17 protein-coding genes are annotated in these 16792 nt (G+C 65.8%); 8 read left to right on the top strand and 9 right to left on the bottom strand.

From position 1 onward, the window contains the following. The first annotated feature begins 119 nt into the window (after positions 1 to 119). From JG743_RS12485 to JG743_RS12455, 7 genes are all read left to right on the top strand, one after another. Positions 120 to 1436 (top strand): ABC transporter substrate-binding protein, encoded by a 1317-nt coding sequence (locus tag JG743_RS12485; protein WP_244673130.1) that lies wholly within the window; start codon positions 120 to 122, stop codon positions 1434 to 1436. A gap of 91 nt (positions 1437 to 1527) precedes the next feature. Further along, positions 1528 to 2202, top strand: coding sequence for an ABC transporter ATP-binding protein (locus JG743_RS12480; protein WP_274608543.1), 675 nt, complete (start codon positions 1528 to 1530; stop codon positions 2200 to 2202). Beyond that, positions 2199 to 2927 (top strand): ABC transporter ATP-binding protein, encoded by a 729-nt coding sequence (locus tag JG743_RS12475; RefSeq protein WP_202300486.1) that lies wholly within the window; start codon positions 2199 to 2201, stop codon positions 2925 to 2927. Before JG743_RS12480 ends, JG743_RS12475 begins: the two co-directional genes overlap by 4 nt. Next, complete coding sequence (locus tag JG743_RS12470; protein ID WP_202300484.1) at positions 2924 to 3820, top strand: branched-chain amino acid ABC transporter permease; 897 nt, start codon at positions 2924 to 2926, stop codon at positions 3818 to 3820. Before JG743_RS12475 ends, JG743_RS12470 begins: the two co-directional genes overlap by 4 nt. Continuing rightward, positions 3817 to 4878 (top strand): branched-chain amino acid ABC transporter permease, encoded by a 1062-nt coding sequence (locus JG743_RS12465; RefSeq protein WP_202300478.1) that lies wholly within the window; start codon positions 3817 to 3819, stop codon positions 4876 to 4878. Before JG743_RS12470 ends, JG743_RS12465 begins: the two co-directional genes overlap by 4 nt. Positions 4879 to 4880: 2 nt before the next feature. Then, entirely contained in the window at positions 4881 to 5666 is a 786-nt protein-coding gene (locus JG743_RS12460) for a coniferyl-alcohol dehydrogenase (protein WP_202300477.1), read from the top strand. A gap of 41 nt (positions 5667 to 5707) precedes the next feature. Next, complete coding sequence (locus JG743_RS12455) at positions 5708 to 7153, top strand: aldehyde dehydrogenase (protein ID WP_202300476.1); 1446 nt, start codon at positions 5708 to 5710, stop codon at positions 7151 to 7153. A 38-nt stretch (positions 7154 to 7191) separates the two neighbouring features. Here the strand turns inward: JG743_RS12455 and JG743_RS12450 are convergent, their stop codons facing one another. From JG743_RS12450 to JG743_RS12415, 8 genes are all read right to left on the bottom strand, one after another. Then, positions 7192 to 8097 carry a ribokinase gene (locus JG743_RS12450; protein ID WP_202300475.1) on the bottom strand — a complete coding sequence of 302 codons (906 nt, stop codon included), beginning with the start codon at positions 8095 to 8097 and terminating at the stop codon, positions 7192 to 7194. Then, positions 8094 to 8963: a MurR/RpiR family transcriptional regulator gene (locus JG743_RS12445; protein ID WP_202300474.1), complete on the bottom strand. Its 870-nt coding sequence runs from the start codon at positions 8961 to 8963 to the stop codon at positions 8094 to 8096. The genes JG743_RS12450 and JG743_RS12445 overlap by 4 nt, the downstream gene beginning before the upstream one ends. A 13-nt stretch (positions 8964 to 8976) precedes the next feature. Beyond that, complete coding sequence (locus JG743_RS12440; RefSeq protein ID WP_202300473.1) at positions 8977 to 9963, bottom strand: sugar phosphate isomerase/epimerase family protein; 987 nt, start codon at positions 9961 to 9963, stop codon at positions 8977 to 8979. A gap of 104 nt (positions 9964 to 10067) precedes the next feature. Further along, complete coding sequence (locus tag JG743_RS12435) at positions 10068 to 10922, bottom strand: sugar phosphate isomerase/epimerase family protein (RefSeq protein WP_202300472.1); 855 nt, start codon at positions 10920 to 10922, stop codon at positions 10068 to 10070. A 5-nt stretch (positions 10923 to 10927) separates the two neighbouring features. Then, positions 10928 to 11704, bottom strand: coding sequence for an ATP-binding cassette domain-containing protein (locus tag JG743_RS12430; RefSeq protein ID WP_202300471.1), 777 nt, complete (start codon positions 11702 to 11704; stop codon positions 10928 to 10930). Next, positions 11701 to 12693: an ABC transporter permease gene (locus JG743_RS12425; RefSeq protein WP_202300470.1), complete on the bottom strand. Its 993-nt coding sequence runs from the start codon at positions 12691 to 12693 to the stop codon at positions 11701 to 11703. The genes JG743_RS12430 and JG743_RS12425 overlap by 4 nt, the downstream gene beginning before the upstream one ends. Positions 12694 to 12758: 65 nt before the next feature. Next, positions 12759 to 13748, bottom strand: coding sequence for a sugar ABC transporter substrate-binding protein (locus JG743_RS12420; RefSeq protein WP_244673129.1), 990 nt, complete (start codon positions 13746 to 13748; stop codon positions 12759 to 12761). Between the two features lie 75 nt (positions 13749 to 13823). Next, positions 13824 to 14897, bottom strand: coding sequence for a LacI family DNA-binding transcriptional regulator (locus JG743_RS12415; protein WP_202300468.1), 1074 nt, complete (start codon positions 14895 to 14897; stop codon positions 13824 to 13826). 142 nt (positions 14898 to 15039) lie between these two features. Here JG743_RS12415 and JG743_RS12410 point away from each other — a divergent pair, with 142 nt between their 5' ends. Then, on the top strand, positions 15040 to 16071 hold the full coding sequence (locus JG743_RS12410; protein WP_202300467.1) for a hydroxyacid dehydrogenase: 1032 nt from the start codon (positions 15040 to 15042) through the stop codon (positions 16069 to 16071). A gap of 16 nt (positions 16072 to 16087) precedes the next feature. Here JG743_RS12410 and JG743_RS12405 read toward each other — a convergent pair whose 3' ends face one another. Continuing rightward, positions 16088 to 16765 carry a GntR family transcriptional regulator gene (locus JG743_RS12405; protein ID WP_202300466.1) on the bottom strand — a complete coding sequence of 226 codons (678 nt, stop codon included), beginning with the start codon at positions 16763 to 16765 and terminating at the stop codon, positions 16088 to 16090. Positions 16766 to 16792: the final 27 nt, after the last annotated feature.

Raw genomic sequence — 16792 nt, 5'->3', positions numbered from 1 at the left:
CATTTTACCGAACCAAACCGCTAGTGCAATGTGACCCTGGAGGATCGAAAGCCGCGCTGTTTGGCCCCAACCGGAAAACCGGTTGCCGCTGCATGGAACGGCCTCAGAGGGAGGAGCAAATGACCCATTCTATCGGCAGCAAATCCATCGCTCGCGGCATGTCGCGGCGCCAGTTCATCGCCACCTCGGTGGCCGGCGGCGCGGCCCTTGCGCTCGGCCGAGGCAAGGCCTTCGCTCAGGCCGCCGACACGCTCAAGGTCGGCTTCGTCAGCCCGCGCACCGGGCCGCTCGCCGGCTTCGGCGAGACCGACGGCTATGTGCTCGACCTCGCCCGCAAGGCGCTGGCCAATGGCATCGAGCTCGGCGGCAAGAAATACAGCGTCGAGATCCTCGATCAGGACACGCAGTCGGACCCCTCGCGCGCCGGCCAACTCGCCAAGGACCTGATCAACAACCAGGCCATTGACCTGATGCTTGCCGTGTCGACGCCTGAAGTGATCAATCCGGTGGCCGACGCCTGCGAGGCGGCCGGCGTGCCATGCCTGTCGACGGTCATGCCGTGGGAAGCCTGGTATTTCGGCCGCGGCGCCAAGCCCGGCGCGCCCTCCCCCTTCAAGTGGACCTATCATTTCGGCTTCGGCGTCGAGGAGTTCTTCAAGGCCTATGTCTCGCAGTGGAATCTGATCGAGACCAACAAGAAGGTCGGCGTCATGTACCCGAACGACGCCGACGGCAACGCCATCCGCGCCCATTTGGCGCCGTTGCTCGCCAAGCAGGGTTTCACCATCGTCGATCCCGGCGCCTACGAGACCGGCACCACCGACTATTCCTCGCAGATCGCGCTGTTCAAGCAGGAGGGTGTCGAGATCTTCAACTCCTTCCCGATCCCGCCGGACTTCGCCGCCTTCTGGCGCCAGGCGGCGCAGCAGGGCCTGACCCGACAGATCAAGATCGCCCAGGTCGCCAAGACCGGGCTGTTCCCCTCCGACATCGAGGCGCTCGGCGACCTCGGCATGAAGATTTCCAGCGCCGCCTACTGGCACAAGGCCTTCCCCTACAAGTCGCCGCTCACCGGCGTTTCGGGAACCGAGCTTGCCGACGGCTACGAGACAGCGAGCGGCAAGCAGTGGACGCAGCAGCTCGGCGCTTCGATGTCGCTGCTCGACGCCGGTTTCGAGGCACTGAAGGCAAGCACGGACGCCAAGGATAAGGCGGCGGTGGCCAAGGCCCTGAGCACGCTCAAGACAGAGACCATGATCGGCAAGGTCGATTTCACCAGCGGCCCCGTCGCCAACGTCTCGCCAGGCCCGATCATCGGCACGCAGTGGGTGGCGGCCAAGGAAGGAGCCAAGTTCCCGCTCGACTATGTCGTGACCGAGAACGCCACCGACCCGAAGGTGCCGGTCGAAGCCAAGCTCCAGCCCTATAACGGCTGATTGGATCGCTGACGGGGATCGCATCGTGAACGGCTCACCAAATGCTGCGATCCTCAGCGCCGCCGGCATCCACAAGCGCTTCGGCGCGCTTGTGGTGCTGGATGACATCGACTTCGCCATGCAAGCCGACGAGGCCGTCGGCATTGTCGGACCGAACGGTGCCGGCAAGACGACCCTGCTTAGCGTCCTGTCGGGCGCTTTTCCGCCGAGCGCCGGCACCGTCGCCTTCAAGGGCGGCGACGTGACGTCGCTGCCGGCAACGCAGCGCTGCAGGCTCGGCCTCGTGCGCACCCATCAAGTGCCGAAACCATTCGGCGGCATGACGACGTTCGAGAATGTCTTCGTCGCCGCTTCGCACGGCGCGCGACTCAAGCGCGACGAAGCCTATGAGGAGACACTTGCCTCGCTGAAACTCTGCGGCATGCTGGGCGTTGCCAACCGGCGCGCCGAGACGCTCGGCCTGCTCGATCGCAAGCGGCTTGAGCTGGCGCGCGCGCTCGCGGCAAGGCCGACATTGCTTCTGCTCGACGAAATTGGCGGCGGCCTGACCGACGGCGAGGCTGGCGAGTTGGTCGAGACCATCAGGGAATTGCGCCGCCGCAAGATCGGCATCGTCTGGATCGAGCATATCGTCCACATCCTGCTGCAGGTGGCCGAACGGCTGATCTGTATGGATGCGGGAAAGATCATCGCCGACGGCGAGCCGCAAGCGGTGATGGCCAACCCGCAGGTGATCAGCGCCTATCTCGGCGGAGGCCCGAAATGAGCCTGCTGTCGGTCGAGGATTTTGTTGTCCGGCACGGCCTCCTGCAAGCCGTGCGTGGCGTGAGTTTCAACGTCGAGCGCGGCGAGACGCTGGCGCTCGTCGGCGCCAACGGCGCCGGCAAGACGACGTTGCTGAGAGCCATCGCCGGCGCGCATCCACAGGCATCGGGCCGAGTGCTGTTCGACGGCACCGACCTTTCCGGGGCGCCCTCGCACAAGCGCGTTGGCATGGGCATCGCGCTGGTGCCCGAAGGCAGGAAACTGTTCGTCGAGATGACGGTCGAGGAGAACCTCCTGCTCGGACGAACCGCGGGTCGCCCCGGCGACTGGACGGTCGACAGGGTGCTCGAGACGTTTCCGAACCTGAAGCCGCGCCGCCATGCCAGGACCGGCCATTTGTCGGGCGGCGAGCAGCAGGCGACTGCCATCGGCCGCGCGTTGATGAGCAATCCGGACCTGCTTTTGCTCGATGAGGTCTCGCTCGGCCTGTCGCCGCTGGTCGTCGACCGCGTCTACGCCTCGCTGCAGGGGCTGATCAGTTCGGGCACGACGATTATTCTTGTCGAGCAGGACCTCAACCGGGCGCTTGCGGTCTCGGACAAGGTCATCTGCATGCTGGAAGGAAGGATCGCGCTCGCGGGAGACAGCAAGAGCGTGACGCGCGAAGAGGTGACGAAAGCCTACTTCGGCCTGCATCGGAAAAGCGCCGGAGGCGTGCCGGCATGAGCAACCAGATCATCCAGGGCATCCTGCTCGGCGGTTATTACGCGCTGATTGCCTGCGGCCTCTCCTTCATGTTCTCGGTCATGCGCATCATCAACCTCGCCCATGGCAGCCTGGCCGTCCTGTCGGCCTTCGCGCTGTGGCTGCTTGCCTCGCGCTTCCACATCTCGCCATTCCTTGGGCTGCTCATCGTCCTGCCGCTGATGGCTGCGATCGGCTGGGCCTTGCAGCGCTTCCTGCTCGAACGCAGCGCGCGCGGCGGCGCGCTGCTGCCGATCCTGACGACGTTCGGCCTCGCCATCGTCATCGACAATCTGCTGTTCGAGCAGTTCGGCGCCGACACGCGCTCGCTTGCCCCCTTCATCGGCAGCCTGTCCTACGATTCCTGGGAATGGCCGGGCAATATCTATGTCGGCAAGCTCGCCGTCATCATCTTCATGACTGCCGTGGTGCTGCTTGGCGGGCTGCAGCTCTTCCTTACCCACACCGGGCTTGGCCGCTCGATCCGCGCCACCTCGGCGGACCCTGATACAGCCGGCCTGGTCGGCGTCGATGCGCGCCGCGCCATGGCGGTCGCCGCCGCCATCGCCATGGTGACGGTCGGCCTCGCCGGTGCCTTCCTCGGCATGCGCGCCACCTTCGATCCCTATGCCGGCGCGCCGCAGCTCCTGTTCGCCTTCGAGGCGGCGGTCATCGGCGGCGCCGGCTCGCTGTGGGGCACGCTGATCGGCGGCATCGTGCTGGCGCTCGCCCAGACGCTCGGCGCGCAGGTGCATCCGCAGGGCTTCCTGATCGGCGGCCATGTCGCGTTCCTGATCGCGCTGTTCATACGCCTGTCCGCCTCCGGCCTCGGCCTGCGCGGCTTGCTGCGTTTGCCCGCGAGGAAGGCATCATGAGCGCCGTCGCTCCCCTCATCGAGCGCGGCACCGCCACTTCGCGCATTGCCGCGATCGCGGCGGCCCTCATCATCGCATTGCTGGCGATCGCCCCGCAGTTCCTCTCGGCCGGCGCGGTCGACCGCATAACCGCTCTGTTCATCTATGTGATCCTGGCCGCGATGTGGAACGCGCTCGCCGGTTTCGGCGGGCTGGTCTCGGTCGGCCAGCAGGTGTTCTTCGGTCTCGGCGCCTATTTCTCCATTCGCCTGGCCAATGCCGGCCTCAATCCGTTCGTCGCGCTGTTTGTCTCGGCGATCGTCGTCGGCGCCGCCTCCTGGCCGATCTCCCTTTTCATGCTTCGCCTGAAGAACGGCGAGTTCGCCATCGGCATGTGGGTCATCGCTGCGCTCACCCATCTCCTCGTCAATCTCGACCGGCTAGTGCAGGGCGAGACAGGCACCTCGCTGATTTCGCTCAACGTCTATGACGCATCGACCAGACGGGTGACGATCTACTGGCTGGCGCTGGCGTCGATGACCGCCCTGCTCGCCGTCCTGTTCGGCCTGCTGCGCGGCAGCACCGGCGCTGCCATCCGCGCCATCCGCGACAATGAGGATGCGGCCGCTTCCATCGGCGTGCGCGTCACCGGCACCAAGCGACTGCTTTTCGTGCTTGCCGCCTTCGGCATCGGCATTGCCGGCGCACTGTGGCTGGCGACCTCGATCACCTTCCAGCCGAAGACCTACTTCAACGTCCAGTGGACGGCCTACATGATCTTCATGGTGCTGGTCGGCGGCATCGGCACCTTCGAGGGCGCCATCCTCGGCGCGCTGCTTTTCTTCCTCATCGAGACCTGGTTCGGCAGCGCCGGCGTCTGGTACCTGATCGGCCTCGGCGCCACAGCGCTTGTCTTCTCGCTGCTGTTGCCGCGCGGCCTGTGGGGCACGCTGGAGGAGCGTTTTGGCTGGCGGCTGTTGCCGGTCGGTTATCGCGTCAGGCTTCCCATCAATGCGACCGACACGACCGGCGAGATCGCCTCGCCGGTACAGACAACGACATCTCGGGAGAAGGCCTGACCATGCTTTTCGGCAAGACGATCCTCATCACCGGCGTCGCCTCCGGCATTGGCGCCCGCACGGCCGAACTCGCCGGCCAGCTCGGCGCCGACGTGATCGGCGTCGACATGCGTGAACCTGCCGGACATCAGGGCTTCTTCGTCAAGGCCGACATCTCGTCGAAGGCCGGCGTCGACGATCTGGTCGCGCGGCTGCCGCCGCGCCTCGACGCGCTCTGCAACGTCGCCGGCCTCTCCGGCAACACCGGCGCCGTGTCGACGCTCGCGGTCAACTTCTACGGCTTGCGTGCGCTTTCCGAAGCGCTGGCCCCGAAACTTCGCGAAGGCGGCGCTATCGTCAACGTCGCCTCGATCGCCGGCTTCGGCTGGCGCGCCAATCTCAACCGTGCCGCCTCGATGGTCGGCATCGAAGGTTTTCCCGATATCGCCAAGGTCGTCGCCGACCATGCGGTGAAGAACGAGGAAGGCTACCCGGTTTCGAAAGAACTGCTGCTCTTGTGGACGTTCCGCGCAGCGCATCAGGAGCAGTTCAAGAGCCGCGGCATCCGCGTCAACGCGGTGAGCCCCGGCCCGGTCGAGACGCCGATCCTGAAGCAGTTCCGCAGCGTGCTCGGCGACGCCCGCGTCGACAGCGACATTGCGCGGGTGGGTCGCGCCGGCACCTCCGGCGACATCGCGCCGGTGGTGCTGTTCCTGTGCTCGGACGGCGCCCGGTGGATAAACGGCGCCAACGTGCCTGTCGATGGCGGCCTCGAAGCATCGATCAACGCCGAGGTGCTCGGCTTCTAATCTGAACTTGCAACGCTCCACCAGGAGCGAGGGAGAGACAAATGGATATCGGACTTCTCATCGACGGCGATGAAAGGGCGGCCACCGGCAAGGCCTCGTACGAGCGCCTGGACCCGTTCACCGGCAAGCTGGCGACGCGCGCCGCGGCGGCGAGCATCGCCGACGCCAATGCCGCCGTCGACGCCGCCGCGGCCGCCTTCCCTGCCTGGTCGAAGACCGGCCCCGGCGAGCGCCGCGCCCTGCTTTCCAAGGCCGCCGACGTCATGGCCTCCAAGGTCGGCGAATTCACGAAACTGATGATGGAAGAGACCGGCGCCACCGGTCCGTGGGCCGGCTTCAACGTCATGCTGGCGGCCAACATGCTGCGCGAGGCAGCGGCGATGACGACGCAGATCTCGGGCGAGATCATCCCCTCGGACAAGCCCGGCACGCTTGCCATGGCAATCCGCCAGCCGGCCGGCGTCTGCCTCGGCATTGCGCCATGGAACGCGCCTGTCATCCTCGGCACCCGCGCGCTGGCGATGCCGCTCGCCTGCGGCAACACCGTCGTGCTGAAGGCCTCCGAAATGTGTCCCGGCACGCACCGTCTGATCGGCCAGGTTCTGGTCGAAGCCGGCCTGCCCAAGGGCGTCGTCAACGTCGTCACCAACGACCCGAAGGACGCGGCAGGCATCGTCGAGGCGCTGGTCGCGCATCCGGCGGTCAAGCGCGTCAACTTCACCGGGTCGACCAAGGTCGGCCGGATCATCGCCGAGCTTGCGGGACGGCATCTCAAGCCGGCTTTGCTCGAGCTCGGCGGCAAGGCGCCGCTCCTGGTGCTGGACGACGCCGACATTGACGCGGCGGTCAACGCCGCGACCTTCGGCGCCTTCATGCATCAGGGCCAGATCTGCATGTCGACCGAACGGCTGATCGTCGATGAAAGGATCGCCGACGAGTTTGTGGCGAAGCTCGCCGCCCGCGCCTCGCAACTGCCGGCCGGCGACCCGCGCGGTCATGTCGTGCTCGGCTCGCTGATCAGCAGCCAGGCCGCCGACAAGATGGAGGAGCTGGTTGCCGACGCCGTCGCCAAGGGCGCGAAACTTGTCGCCGGCGGCAAGCGCACCGGCACCGTGGTGGAAGCGACCCTGCTCGACCACGTCACCCCGACCATGCGCGTCTATTCAGAAGAATCCTTCGGACCGGTCAAGCCGGTGATCCGCGTCAAGGGCGAGGACGAGGCCGTGCGCGTCGCCAACGACACCGAATACGGCCTGTCGTCGGCCGTCTTCAGCCGCGATATCAAGCGCGCCATGGCCGTCGCCGCGCGCATCCAGGCCGGCATCTGCCACATCAACGGCCCGACCGTCGGCGATGAGGCGCAAATGCCCTTCGGCGGCGTCAAGGGTTCAGGCTATGGCCGGTTCGGCGGCAAGGCCTCGATCGCCGAGTTCACCGACCTGCGCTGGGTGACGATCGAGGATCCGGGCCAGCACTATCCGTTCTGAGGAACCAGTCCCACAGACCACGCCTCCCGCCCTAAGCGTTATGCGCCGGTCGCAGGACCATTCGCCTGGCGCTGCTGTTCCGGCGCCGCCACCAGGCGCGCCGCGGCGGCGTTGGCGGCGGCCAGCGCGATTTCAGCTGGCTCGCCGCGGGCGAGGCCAGCGGCGAAGGCACCGACGAATTCATCCCCGGCGCCATGGGTGCTCACAACCTTGACCTGAATGCCGGCAATCGCGAAGGCGCGGCCTTCGCGATTGCACCAAGCCACCCCTTCGCTGCCGGCAGTGACGATTGCCGCCGGGAAGTCGGCGATGAGACGCCGCGCTGCTTGCGACGCCCCCTCGAGCGTGTTGACCACGTCGCCGCCGGCCAGGAATTCGGCCTCGATGGCGTTGACGATAACAATGTCCACGAGCTCGATCAGTTCGGACGATAGTTTGCGCGCGGGGGCCGCATTGAGGACGACGCGGCCGGTTGCTGCTTTCACCGCGCGGGCAGCGGCGATATTTGCGGCTTCCGGCACCTCGTTCTGCAAGAGCAGTACCGAGGCTCCGGCGATCTGCTCGCGCGCCGCCGCCACGTCCTGTTCGCTCAGCGCGAGATTGCTGCCGGAGACGATCACAGCGCCGTAATCGCCGCCCGCATCGAAGATCGCGACGCTCATGCCGGAGCCGGTGCCGGGCACCACGCGCACGCCTTGCCGGTCGACGCCGCAGCGATCGAGATCGTCAAGCAGCGCGTGGCCGAAATCGTCGTCGCCGACCGCGCCGATCATCGCCGCGCGAGCGCCCGCGCGGGCGGCTGACACCGCCTGGTTGCCGCCCTTGCCGCCGCATTTGGGGTGCCAGGAATGACCGGTCAAGGTCTCGCCCTTGCGCGGGCGGTCAGGCGCTTCCACCATGATGTCGTAATGCAAGCTGCCGAAGACCGTGACCGCAGGCGTCATGTGCCCCTATCCCGTCGTTTCGAGATCACCGCCGACATGGTGCGGCCGAGATTGCGCTCGGCCGCCTGGTAGTCGCGCTGCGCCACCGCCACGAACAGCGCGTCGAGGATGTTGAGCTGGGCGATGCGAGCGGCCGCGTTTTCGCCCATCAGCGGCGAGCCCTGCGCGGTCGAGCAAAGCACGATGTCGGCCGCGGCAGCGAGCGGCGAGTTGCCGTAATTGGTGATTGCAAGCGTGCGGGCGCCGCTCTTCCTGGCAAGCTGGATGGCGTCGATGACGGCGCTGGAGTTGCCCGAATGCGAGAAGCCGACGGCGATATCGTCGGCACCGAGCAGCGAGGCCGACATCAGCATCATGTGCGAGTCGTCATAGACCGCTGCGCGGATGCCTATGCGCAGGAATTTGTGCGAGACGTCGCGGGCGATCTGGGCCGAGCCGCCGACACCATAGAAGTCGCGAACCCTTGCGCGGTAGAGCAGATCGGCGGCGCGGTCGAAATCCTCCATGTCGAGGATGGCCAGCGTCTCCTCCAGCGCCTGGATCGAGGTGCGAAATACCTTCTGAACGATCTCGCGGGAGTTGTCGTCGGCCGAGAGCTCCTGGTGCATCTCGGCGGTGGGCAGACGGCTGTATTCGTAAACGGCGGAGCGGAAGTCGCGATAGCCGGAGAAGCCGAGCTTCTTGGCGATCTTGACCACCATCGCCTCCGACACGCCGGCCTCCTCGGCGATCTGCTTCAAGGGGATCGTCTCGTCAAAGCCACGCCGGCCGAAGACGGTCTCCACCACCTTTGCCTCCAGCGGGGTGAGTTGCGGCATCATCATGCGGATGCGCGGTCCCACAGCTTTCAGATCCATCGAGGTCATTCACGTCCCCTCATCACGGCGTGCCGAGCATGATTTCCTGGACGATGGCCTGCGAGGCGACCGCGTCCTGGCGGTCGATGGCTGACGACAGGCGGTTGTCATTCTCAATGCGTTCGACGATGCCGAGCATGCGCTTGACCGTGGCGATGTTGACTTCACATTCGCGCACCGGATCGAGCCCGGTCATGTCGGGAAACGTGTCGAAATAGATGGCGCCGGAGTAGCCGTCGCGGCGGATCTGCCGCAAAAGCTCGATCGTCTGCAGCGTATGCACGGCGCCGACCATCAGGCCGTCGTCGCGCTTGGCGTAACCATCGTTGAGATGAACGCCGAGCAGCTTGCTGTGACGAGCGACGAGCGCGGCGGCAAAGGCCGGCTGCTCGTCGGCATAGAGCACATGGGCGAAGTCGAGAGTGACGCCGAGATTGGGCAGGCCGACATCGCGGATGGCCAGCAAAGTGGTCGCGGCGTCCGGCATCAGACTGTAGGAGCGCGGCTCGTTTGGCTTATATTCAAGGCTGATCCAGCAATCGGGATCATGCGCCGCAACTTCACGAATTCCATCGATTTCGTGTTGCCAGAGGGTCGCATAGTCGGCCTGGAAGGCGTAGTCGAAACCATCCTGGCCGAGCCACAGCGTCATCAGCCCGGCACCCGCCTCGCGCGCGGCGTCGATGCCGGCCTTGGTCAGGTCGATCGCCTCGCGGCGCACCGCCGGATCGGGGTTGGTGAAGGCACCGAGCTTGAAGGCCGGGCTGGAGTAGTAGCGCATGGCAAAGCCGTTGACGGAAAGGCCGAGATCGGCGAGCTGGCGGGCGATTTCTCGAGGGTTTGCATTGATATGGTCGGGGAAGTTGAGATCGAGATCGGTGAGCCCCTCGACCTTGGCGGCGCGCGCCGCCATCTGCATCAGCGACGGCTTGCCGGTAAGGCCGGGCCACTCGGCCTGTGGCCGAGAGGCAAAGGAATTGAGGCGAGTGGCAAAACGAGAGGTTGTCATGCAGCGTCCCTTGATGGACACCACTTCACACAATCGAAGATGTTTGTAAAGTTATTGTTTGAACCAGGCCTCAGTGCGTCAGCAACCCATGTAAGGTGGCCTGCTTAGCCAAGCTTCAGCCCTGCCTTCCTCGCTTCTTCTCGCAGGAATGGCAGGCCGACCTCGATGACGTCACGCGGGTCTTCCGCTACCGGACGCCACACCGCCAGTCCGCCGGCGATGTCGACATCGACATGGTTCATGCTTTCAAGCGTGATCGGCCCCTCATAACCGATGTCGGCGATCGCCTTCATGCAGGCCGCCCAGTTGATCATGCCGCGACCTGGCACGCCGCGATTGGCTTCCGACACATGCACATAGCCGAGGAAGGGCGCAGCCGCCTCGAAGCCCGAGGCGAAGCTCTCCTCCTCGATATGCATGTGGTAGGTGTCGAGATGAATGAAGATGTTGTCGGCCCCAACCCGCTCGATGATCCGCGCCGCGTCGATGCCGCGGTTGATGAGATGCGTTTCGTAGCGGTTGCAAGGCTCGATGCCGAGCTTCAGCCCGCGTGACTTCGCCGCCTTCGCCGCCCGTTCGAGGAAGCGGCACATGCCGTCGATCTCCTTGCGCGTCGGCGCTCGCCCGGTGGTCTTGCCGATCGTGCCGTAGGTGACGCCGCCGAGCGCCTCGCTGCCCACCTCGTTGCAGACCTTGAAGGCCGGCTGCAGGAAGTCGAGCGCTTCGTCAGGCCGCTCGACCACGTCGAGCGAACGCGGCAGGCCGAGCGACGGGATCAGCTCGACGCCATAGTGAGTGGCAAAGCCGCGCGTGCGCCTGGTGTCGATCTCCTCAGGGCGCAGCAGCGGAATCTCCATCAGGCCGATGCCGTGTTCCTTCAGCCGGTCCATCTGCGGCTCGATGCGGGCAAGGTCCCAGACCGGGGCGATAGCGAAAGTATGCAGTCCAAAAATGTTCATAAGCTTTAGCCTCGTTGTTCGTGCGCCGCCGCGGCGCTGATATCGCCGCCGCCGACGATACGGCTGACGACTTCGTTCATGTTGGTTTTGCTGGTCACGAGATCCGCATCGGCCCGGCCGTGACGCAGCACGACGATGCGGTCGGTGACCGAGAGCACGTCGTTCAGCCGGTGCGAGATCAGGATGACGGCGATGCCTTCCGACCGCAGCCGCCGGATAAGGTCGAGCACGCTCTGCACCTCGCGCACGGCAAGTGCCGCCGTCGGCTCGTCCATGATGACCAGCTTCGGATTGAAGGTCAGCGCGCGGGCGATCGCCACCGTCTGCTGCTGGCCGCCCGAGAAAGAGCCGACCGAACGGTTGATCGACGGCAGGCGCGCGCCGAGCCGCTCGATCATCTTCGCTGCCTGGCGGTCCATCTCGGCCTTGTCGACGAAGCCGGGAAACAGGCCGAACACCTTCCTGGTCGGCTCGCGTCCCAGGAAGATGTTCGACGCCACATCCTGCTGCTTGGCGAGCGACAGGTCCTGGTAGATCATCTCGATGCCGAGCTCGCGCCGCTGGCCGGGGTCGAGAGCGAGGATGTCCTTGCCGTCGAATTCGATCGAGCCGGCATCGGCCCGGTAGATGCCGGTTATGGTCTTCATCAGCGTCGACTTGCCGGCACCGTTGTCGCCGACCAGACCGACCACTTCGCCGGCCGCGACCGACAGGTCGACGCCATGCAGCACGTCGACCGCGCCGAAACTTTTGCGGATGCCCTGAAGCGAGAGAAGCGTCATACGCGCGACTCCTTCCGGACCTGGTACTGGTCGATGAAGACGGCGAGGATCAGCACCGCGCCGATCGCCATCTGCTGGTAGTAGGACTGCACGGCGAGCAGCGTCAGCCCGTTCTGCAGCACGCCCATGATCAGCGCGCCGATCATCGTGCCGAGTATCGAGGCGCGGCCACCGAACAGATTGGTGCCGCCGATGATCGCCGCGGTGATAGCGGTGAGCTCATAGTTGATGCCGGCGGTCGGATCGCCGGCATTGACGCGGGCGGTGAACAGCAGGCCGGCGAGGCCGGCAAGCGCGCCGGACAGTGTATAGATGATGCGGCGATGATGCTCGACGCGGATGCCGGCGGCGCGCGCCGCGCCTTCACTGTCGCCAAGCGCCAGCGTGTGGCGGCCGAAGCGCGTATAGGCAAGCACGCAATGCGCGACGATCGCCGTCAGAACCAGGATGATCACCGGCATCGGAATGCCGAACGGCCTCCCTTGCCCGATATAGACGATCGCCGCCGGCAGGCCGTAGATCGCCCTGCCCTGCGAGATCACGAGCGCCAGGCCGCGCGCCAGGCCGAGCATGCCGAGCGTGACGATGAAGGCCGGCACGAAGGCGCGGGTGACGAGCTGGCCGTTGATATAGCCGGCAATCCCGCCGGCAAGAATGCAGGCGATCACCGCAAACACCGAGGGCCAGCCGAGATTGACAGCGACGAAGGCACCGGCCACGCCGGCCAGCCCCATGACCGAGCCCAGCGAAAGATCAAGTCCGCCCGAGCCGATGACGAAAGTGGCGGCGATCGCCAGCACGCCGATCGTCGACGTCGCCAGCAGGATGTTGAGGAAATTGCTGAGCGACAGGAAGAAGGGCGACAGCAGCGCCATCGCCGCGCTCAGCGCCACAAGCACCAGCAGCGACTCCAGCCTGATGTGGAGCCTTTCGACGGATGCGCGCTGTACCCGAGCCCAAAAGCCGGGCTGCGCCATTTCGGAAGCCATGTTGCCTCGCTTGTGCAAAAGATCGGCTGGCGCAGGCTAAACCCGCGCCAGCCCGTCTGGGAGGACTATTTCACATACTGCAGCATCGGCTCCTTGCCGGCGTCGAGCACGTCCTTGGTCAGTACCAGGGTCGGCACGGCGATGCTTTCCTCGACCTTCTCGCCGGCGAGCGCCTTCTTGACGTTCTCGACCGCCTGCTTGCCGACAAGGTAGGGAAGCTGCGCAACGGAAGCGTTGAGCCGGCCTTCCTTGATCGACTTGACCGCATCGGAATTGCCGTCGACGCCAATGATCGTCACCTGCTCGCCCTTGCCGGCCGCGTAAACCGATTCCACCGCGCCCAGCGCCATGCCGTCATTGGCGCAGAAGATGGCGACGAGGTCGGGATGCGCGGTCAGCGTGTCGGTGGCGATCGAGGCCGCCTTGCCGCGATCCCAGTCACCGGGCAGCGAAGCGACGATTTCCAGCCCCGGCGCCAATTCCTTGAGTTTGTCGGCAAACCCCTTGGCGCGCTTCGCGCCGGTGATGTTGCCGGACAGTCCTTCGATCACCAGCACCGGACCCTTGGCGTCCTTGCCGAGCTTGGAGACCAGATACTCGGCACCCTGCCCGCCGGCCGCGACATTGTCGGAGCCGATGCGGAAGGTGATCTTGATGCCTTCCTTGTCGAGCACCGCCGGATCGAGATTCCCGTCGAGGTCGACGACCTTGACGCCGGCATCCTGCGCCGCCTTCAGGCAGGGAAGCAGGTTGGTCGAGTTGATGGCGGCGGTGATCATCGCCACCGGCTTGCGCTCGAGCATGGTGTTGCAGAGGTTGAGCTGCGGCTCGGCCGCCTGGTCGCTCTCGGCCGCCTGCTGGAAGTACTTCACGCCGGCTTCCTTGGCGCCGTCCTCGACGCCCTGGCCCATCGCGCCCCAGAACGGGTTGGCCAGCGTCTTCATCAGCACGCCGTATTCGCCGTCCTCAGCCTTTGCGACGCCGACGGCCGACATCGCCAAAGCGATGCCCAGAGCCATCGTAAATCGATTTATCTTTAGAACAAATGCTGTCATGTCTTCCTCCCTGTTGATGTCACGTGCCACGAGCCAAAGCCAGGTGCGGCGCCACTTGGTTTTCGACAATGGGGGCTATTGTCGGTTTCCTCCCCCGGAATGCGGGCCGCTGCCTGGCGAGCCAACGGATTCCCGCATCAACACCTTGCAGGGTTCGAGCCGCGCCGTTGGCGGGCCGCCCTCTCCCTCGATCCTGCGAAACAGCACGTCCATCGCGTTGCTGGCGATCTCGCGCACCGGCTGCACGACGGCGGCGATCGCCGGCCATGTCACCTGCATCCATTCGGCGTCGTCGAAGCCGACCAGCGAAATGTCGTCCGGGCAGTGCCAGGCGCGCCGGCGGAATTCTGACAGCGCCACGAGCGTGCCCTTGAGGAACAGCGAATAGACCGCCGTCGGGCGTTCGCCCCGATTGGCGCCCTCGCTGAAATAGTCGCGAAGCAGCGCGCGCAGCGGCTCCACCTGGCTTTCCGAAAGCACGACGTCGATGCGGACGTCCGGGGCAAGCTCCAGCGCGGTATTGCGAAATCCTTCGAGGCGGGCACGCACCGTCGCTGCCTGCTGGCCAAGGCCGACGACCAGTATGTGGCGATGGCCCTTGCCGATAAGCGCGCGCGCCACCTCGGCGCTTGCCGCGGCGCTGTCGGCCGAAACCGTGTCGAAAGCGTCGTCGGCGAGCACGCGGTCGATCAGCACGCCGGTCATGCCGTTGGCTTTCATGAAGCCGGCCGCCGGTCCATGCTCGTTGCGCACCGGCGCCAGCACCACGCCGGCGACACGCCAGTCGTGCATGCGGGCAAGGATCTCCTTCTCGCGCGCTTCCGATTCACGACTGGAGGCGGCGACCAGCGTGAAACCGCGCTGCTCGGCAAGACCCTCGAGCTCGCTGACCATCTGGCCGAAGAACTCGCTTTCGAACTCGGGCATGATGGCGCCGATGATGCGGCGCTTGGCCCGGCGCATGTCGGAGGCCAGCGGATCGACGCGGTAGCCGAGCAGTTCGACGGCATCGAAGACCCGCTGGGCGTTTTCGGGCTTCACCGTGGTGACGCCGGCCAGCACCTTGGAGACGGTGGCGGCGGACACGCCGGCGCGGCTTGCCACGTCGTGGATCGACGCACGCCGCTGCTGGGCCTCCCTGTTCGCCATTGTCCTCCTCCCGAGGGCAGGCAGCCGCTCACTGCCTTGTTAAACCAATCGATAAATCGATTTTTCGCGGTTGTAAATCGTTTAATCCGGAGTAAAACACGGTTGTGAATGGCACGGTCCGGTCACGCCGGGAGGAAACATCATGTCAAACAATGCCTTGCCGCTGGTCATCAGCGCGCCCGAGCCGCGCACGCTCGACCTGATCTTCACACCGCCGCAGTTGGCACGCTTTCGCAAGAAATATCGCATCGTCGAAACAACGCCTGAGGGGGTCGCAGGGTTGCCTTCCGACATGCTGGCCGAGGCGCGCTACATCGTCGGTCAGCCGCCGATCGGTTCCGAGACGCTGGAGATGCTCAAGGCGCTGCGCTGCATCTTCAATGTCGAGACCAATCTCGTCAACAACATGCCCTACGAGACGCTGTTTCAGCGCGGCATCCATGTCGTCACCACCGGCCTGGTGTTCGCCGAGCCGGTGGCCGAGCTCGGCCTCGCCATGGCGCTCAACCTGGCGCGCGACATCGTCGACGCCGACCTTGCCTTCCGGCAGGGCAACGAGCTGTGGGGCGGCGACGGCAATGCGACCGCGCGGTTGCTCTCCGGTGCCGATGTCGGCATCGTCGGCTTCGGCGATCTCGGCCGCGCGCTGAACCGCTTGCTGGCCGGCTTCCGCACTCGCACCAAGGTGTTCGATCCCTGGCTGCCGCCTTCCGTGCTGGTCGAGCATGGCGTCGAGCCCGCGTCGCTCGACACAGTGCTGTCGGAGAGCGATTTCGTCTTCGTCGTCGCCTCGGTGACCAGTGAGAACCAGGGCTTCCTCGGCGCCGACGCCTTCGCCAAAATGCGAAAAGGAGCCGCCTTCATCCTGCTTAGCCGCGCCGGCGTCGTCGATTTCCCGGAGCTGATGGAGGCGGTGCGGAGCGGCCACATCGTCGCCGCCAGCGACGTCTTCCCCGAGGAGCCGCTGGCCAGGGACCATCCGGTGCGCACCCTGCCCGGCTTCCTGCGCTCGGCGCACCGCGCCGGCGCGCTCGACATCGCCTTCAAGCGCATGGGCGACATGGTGCTGGAAGACATGGACCTGATCGACCGCGGCCTGCCCCCGATGCGTTCCAAGCGCGCCGAACGCGAGACGGTCTCCCGGATGCGCTCCAAGCCGGTCGACAAGAACTAGGCTTGGCCGGGCAGGCTCACAGCGACCCCAGCCGGAGCGCATCGCGGGCGATGCGCCAGGCGGATTCGACATGCCGCCTTGCCGCCGCCTCCGCCTCTTCAGGCTTGCGCGCCCGGATCGCGTCCATGATGGCGTTCATCTCGGCGATCGCCGGCTCGCGGCGGTTCTCCGACGCGATCGTCATCGAGCGCAGCTGGTTGATGCGGACGTTGAGTCCGGTGACGATCTCCCAGGCGATACGCTTGTCGGCGGCCTCGAACAGCACCTCGTAGAAGCTGGCCGTCGCCCGCATCACCTCGACCGGCGCGCCTGACGCCCAGGCTTCGAGGAGTTTTTCCAGTGCCGCATCGAGCAAGGCGATCTGCTCCTTGCTGGCCGACGTCGCGCAGGCCCGCGCCGCTATGCCTTCCAGCAGCGCCCGCAATTCGTAGATCTCGTCGGTGCGGCCGAGATCCGGCTTGGCCACAGCGGGCCCATGGCCCGGCACCATCTGCACCAAGCCTTCGGCCTCCAACTGCCGCAACACCTCGCGCACCACCGAACGGCTGACGCCAAGCTGGTCGCAGAGCGGCCGCTCGACCAGCCTTTCGCCGGGCTGGAAATGAAAATCCATGATCGCCTCACGCATGCGCTCCAGCGCCAGCGTCCGCAGCGTCTTGGCAGAGCGGTCGATCCGAAGCGTGTCGTCAGCCATCTTTTCTTCCGCCCCTAGAGCAATTCC

It is taken from the genome of Mesorhizobium sp. 131-2-1, assembly GCF_016756535.1.
Taxonomy (GTDB): domain Bacteria; phylum Pseudomonadota; class Alphaproteobacteria; order Rhizobiales; family Rhizobiaceae; genus Mesorhizobium.
Note: the sequence above shows the minus strand (reverse complement) of the source record. Positions and strands in the feature narration are given on the sequence as shown.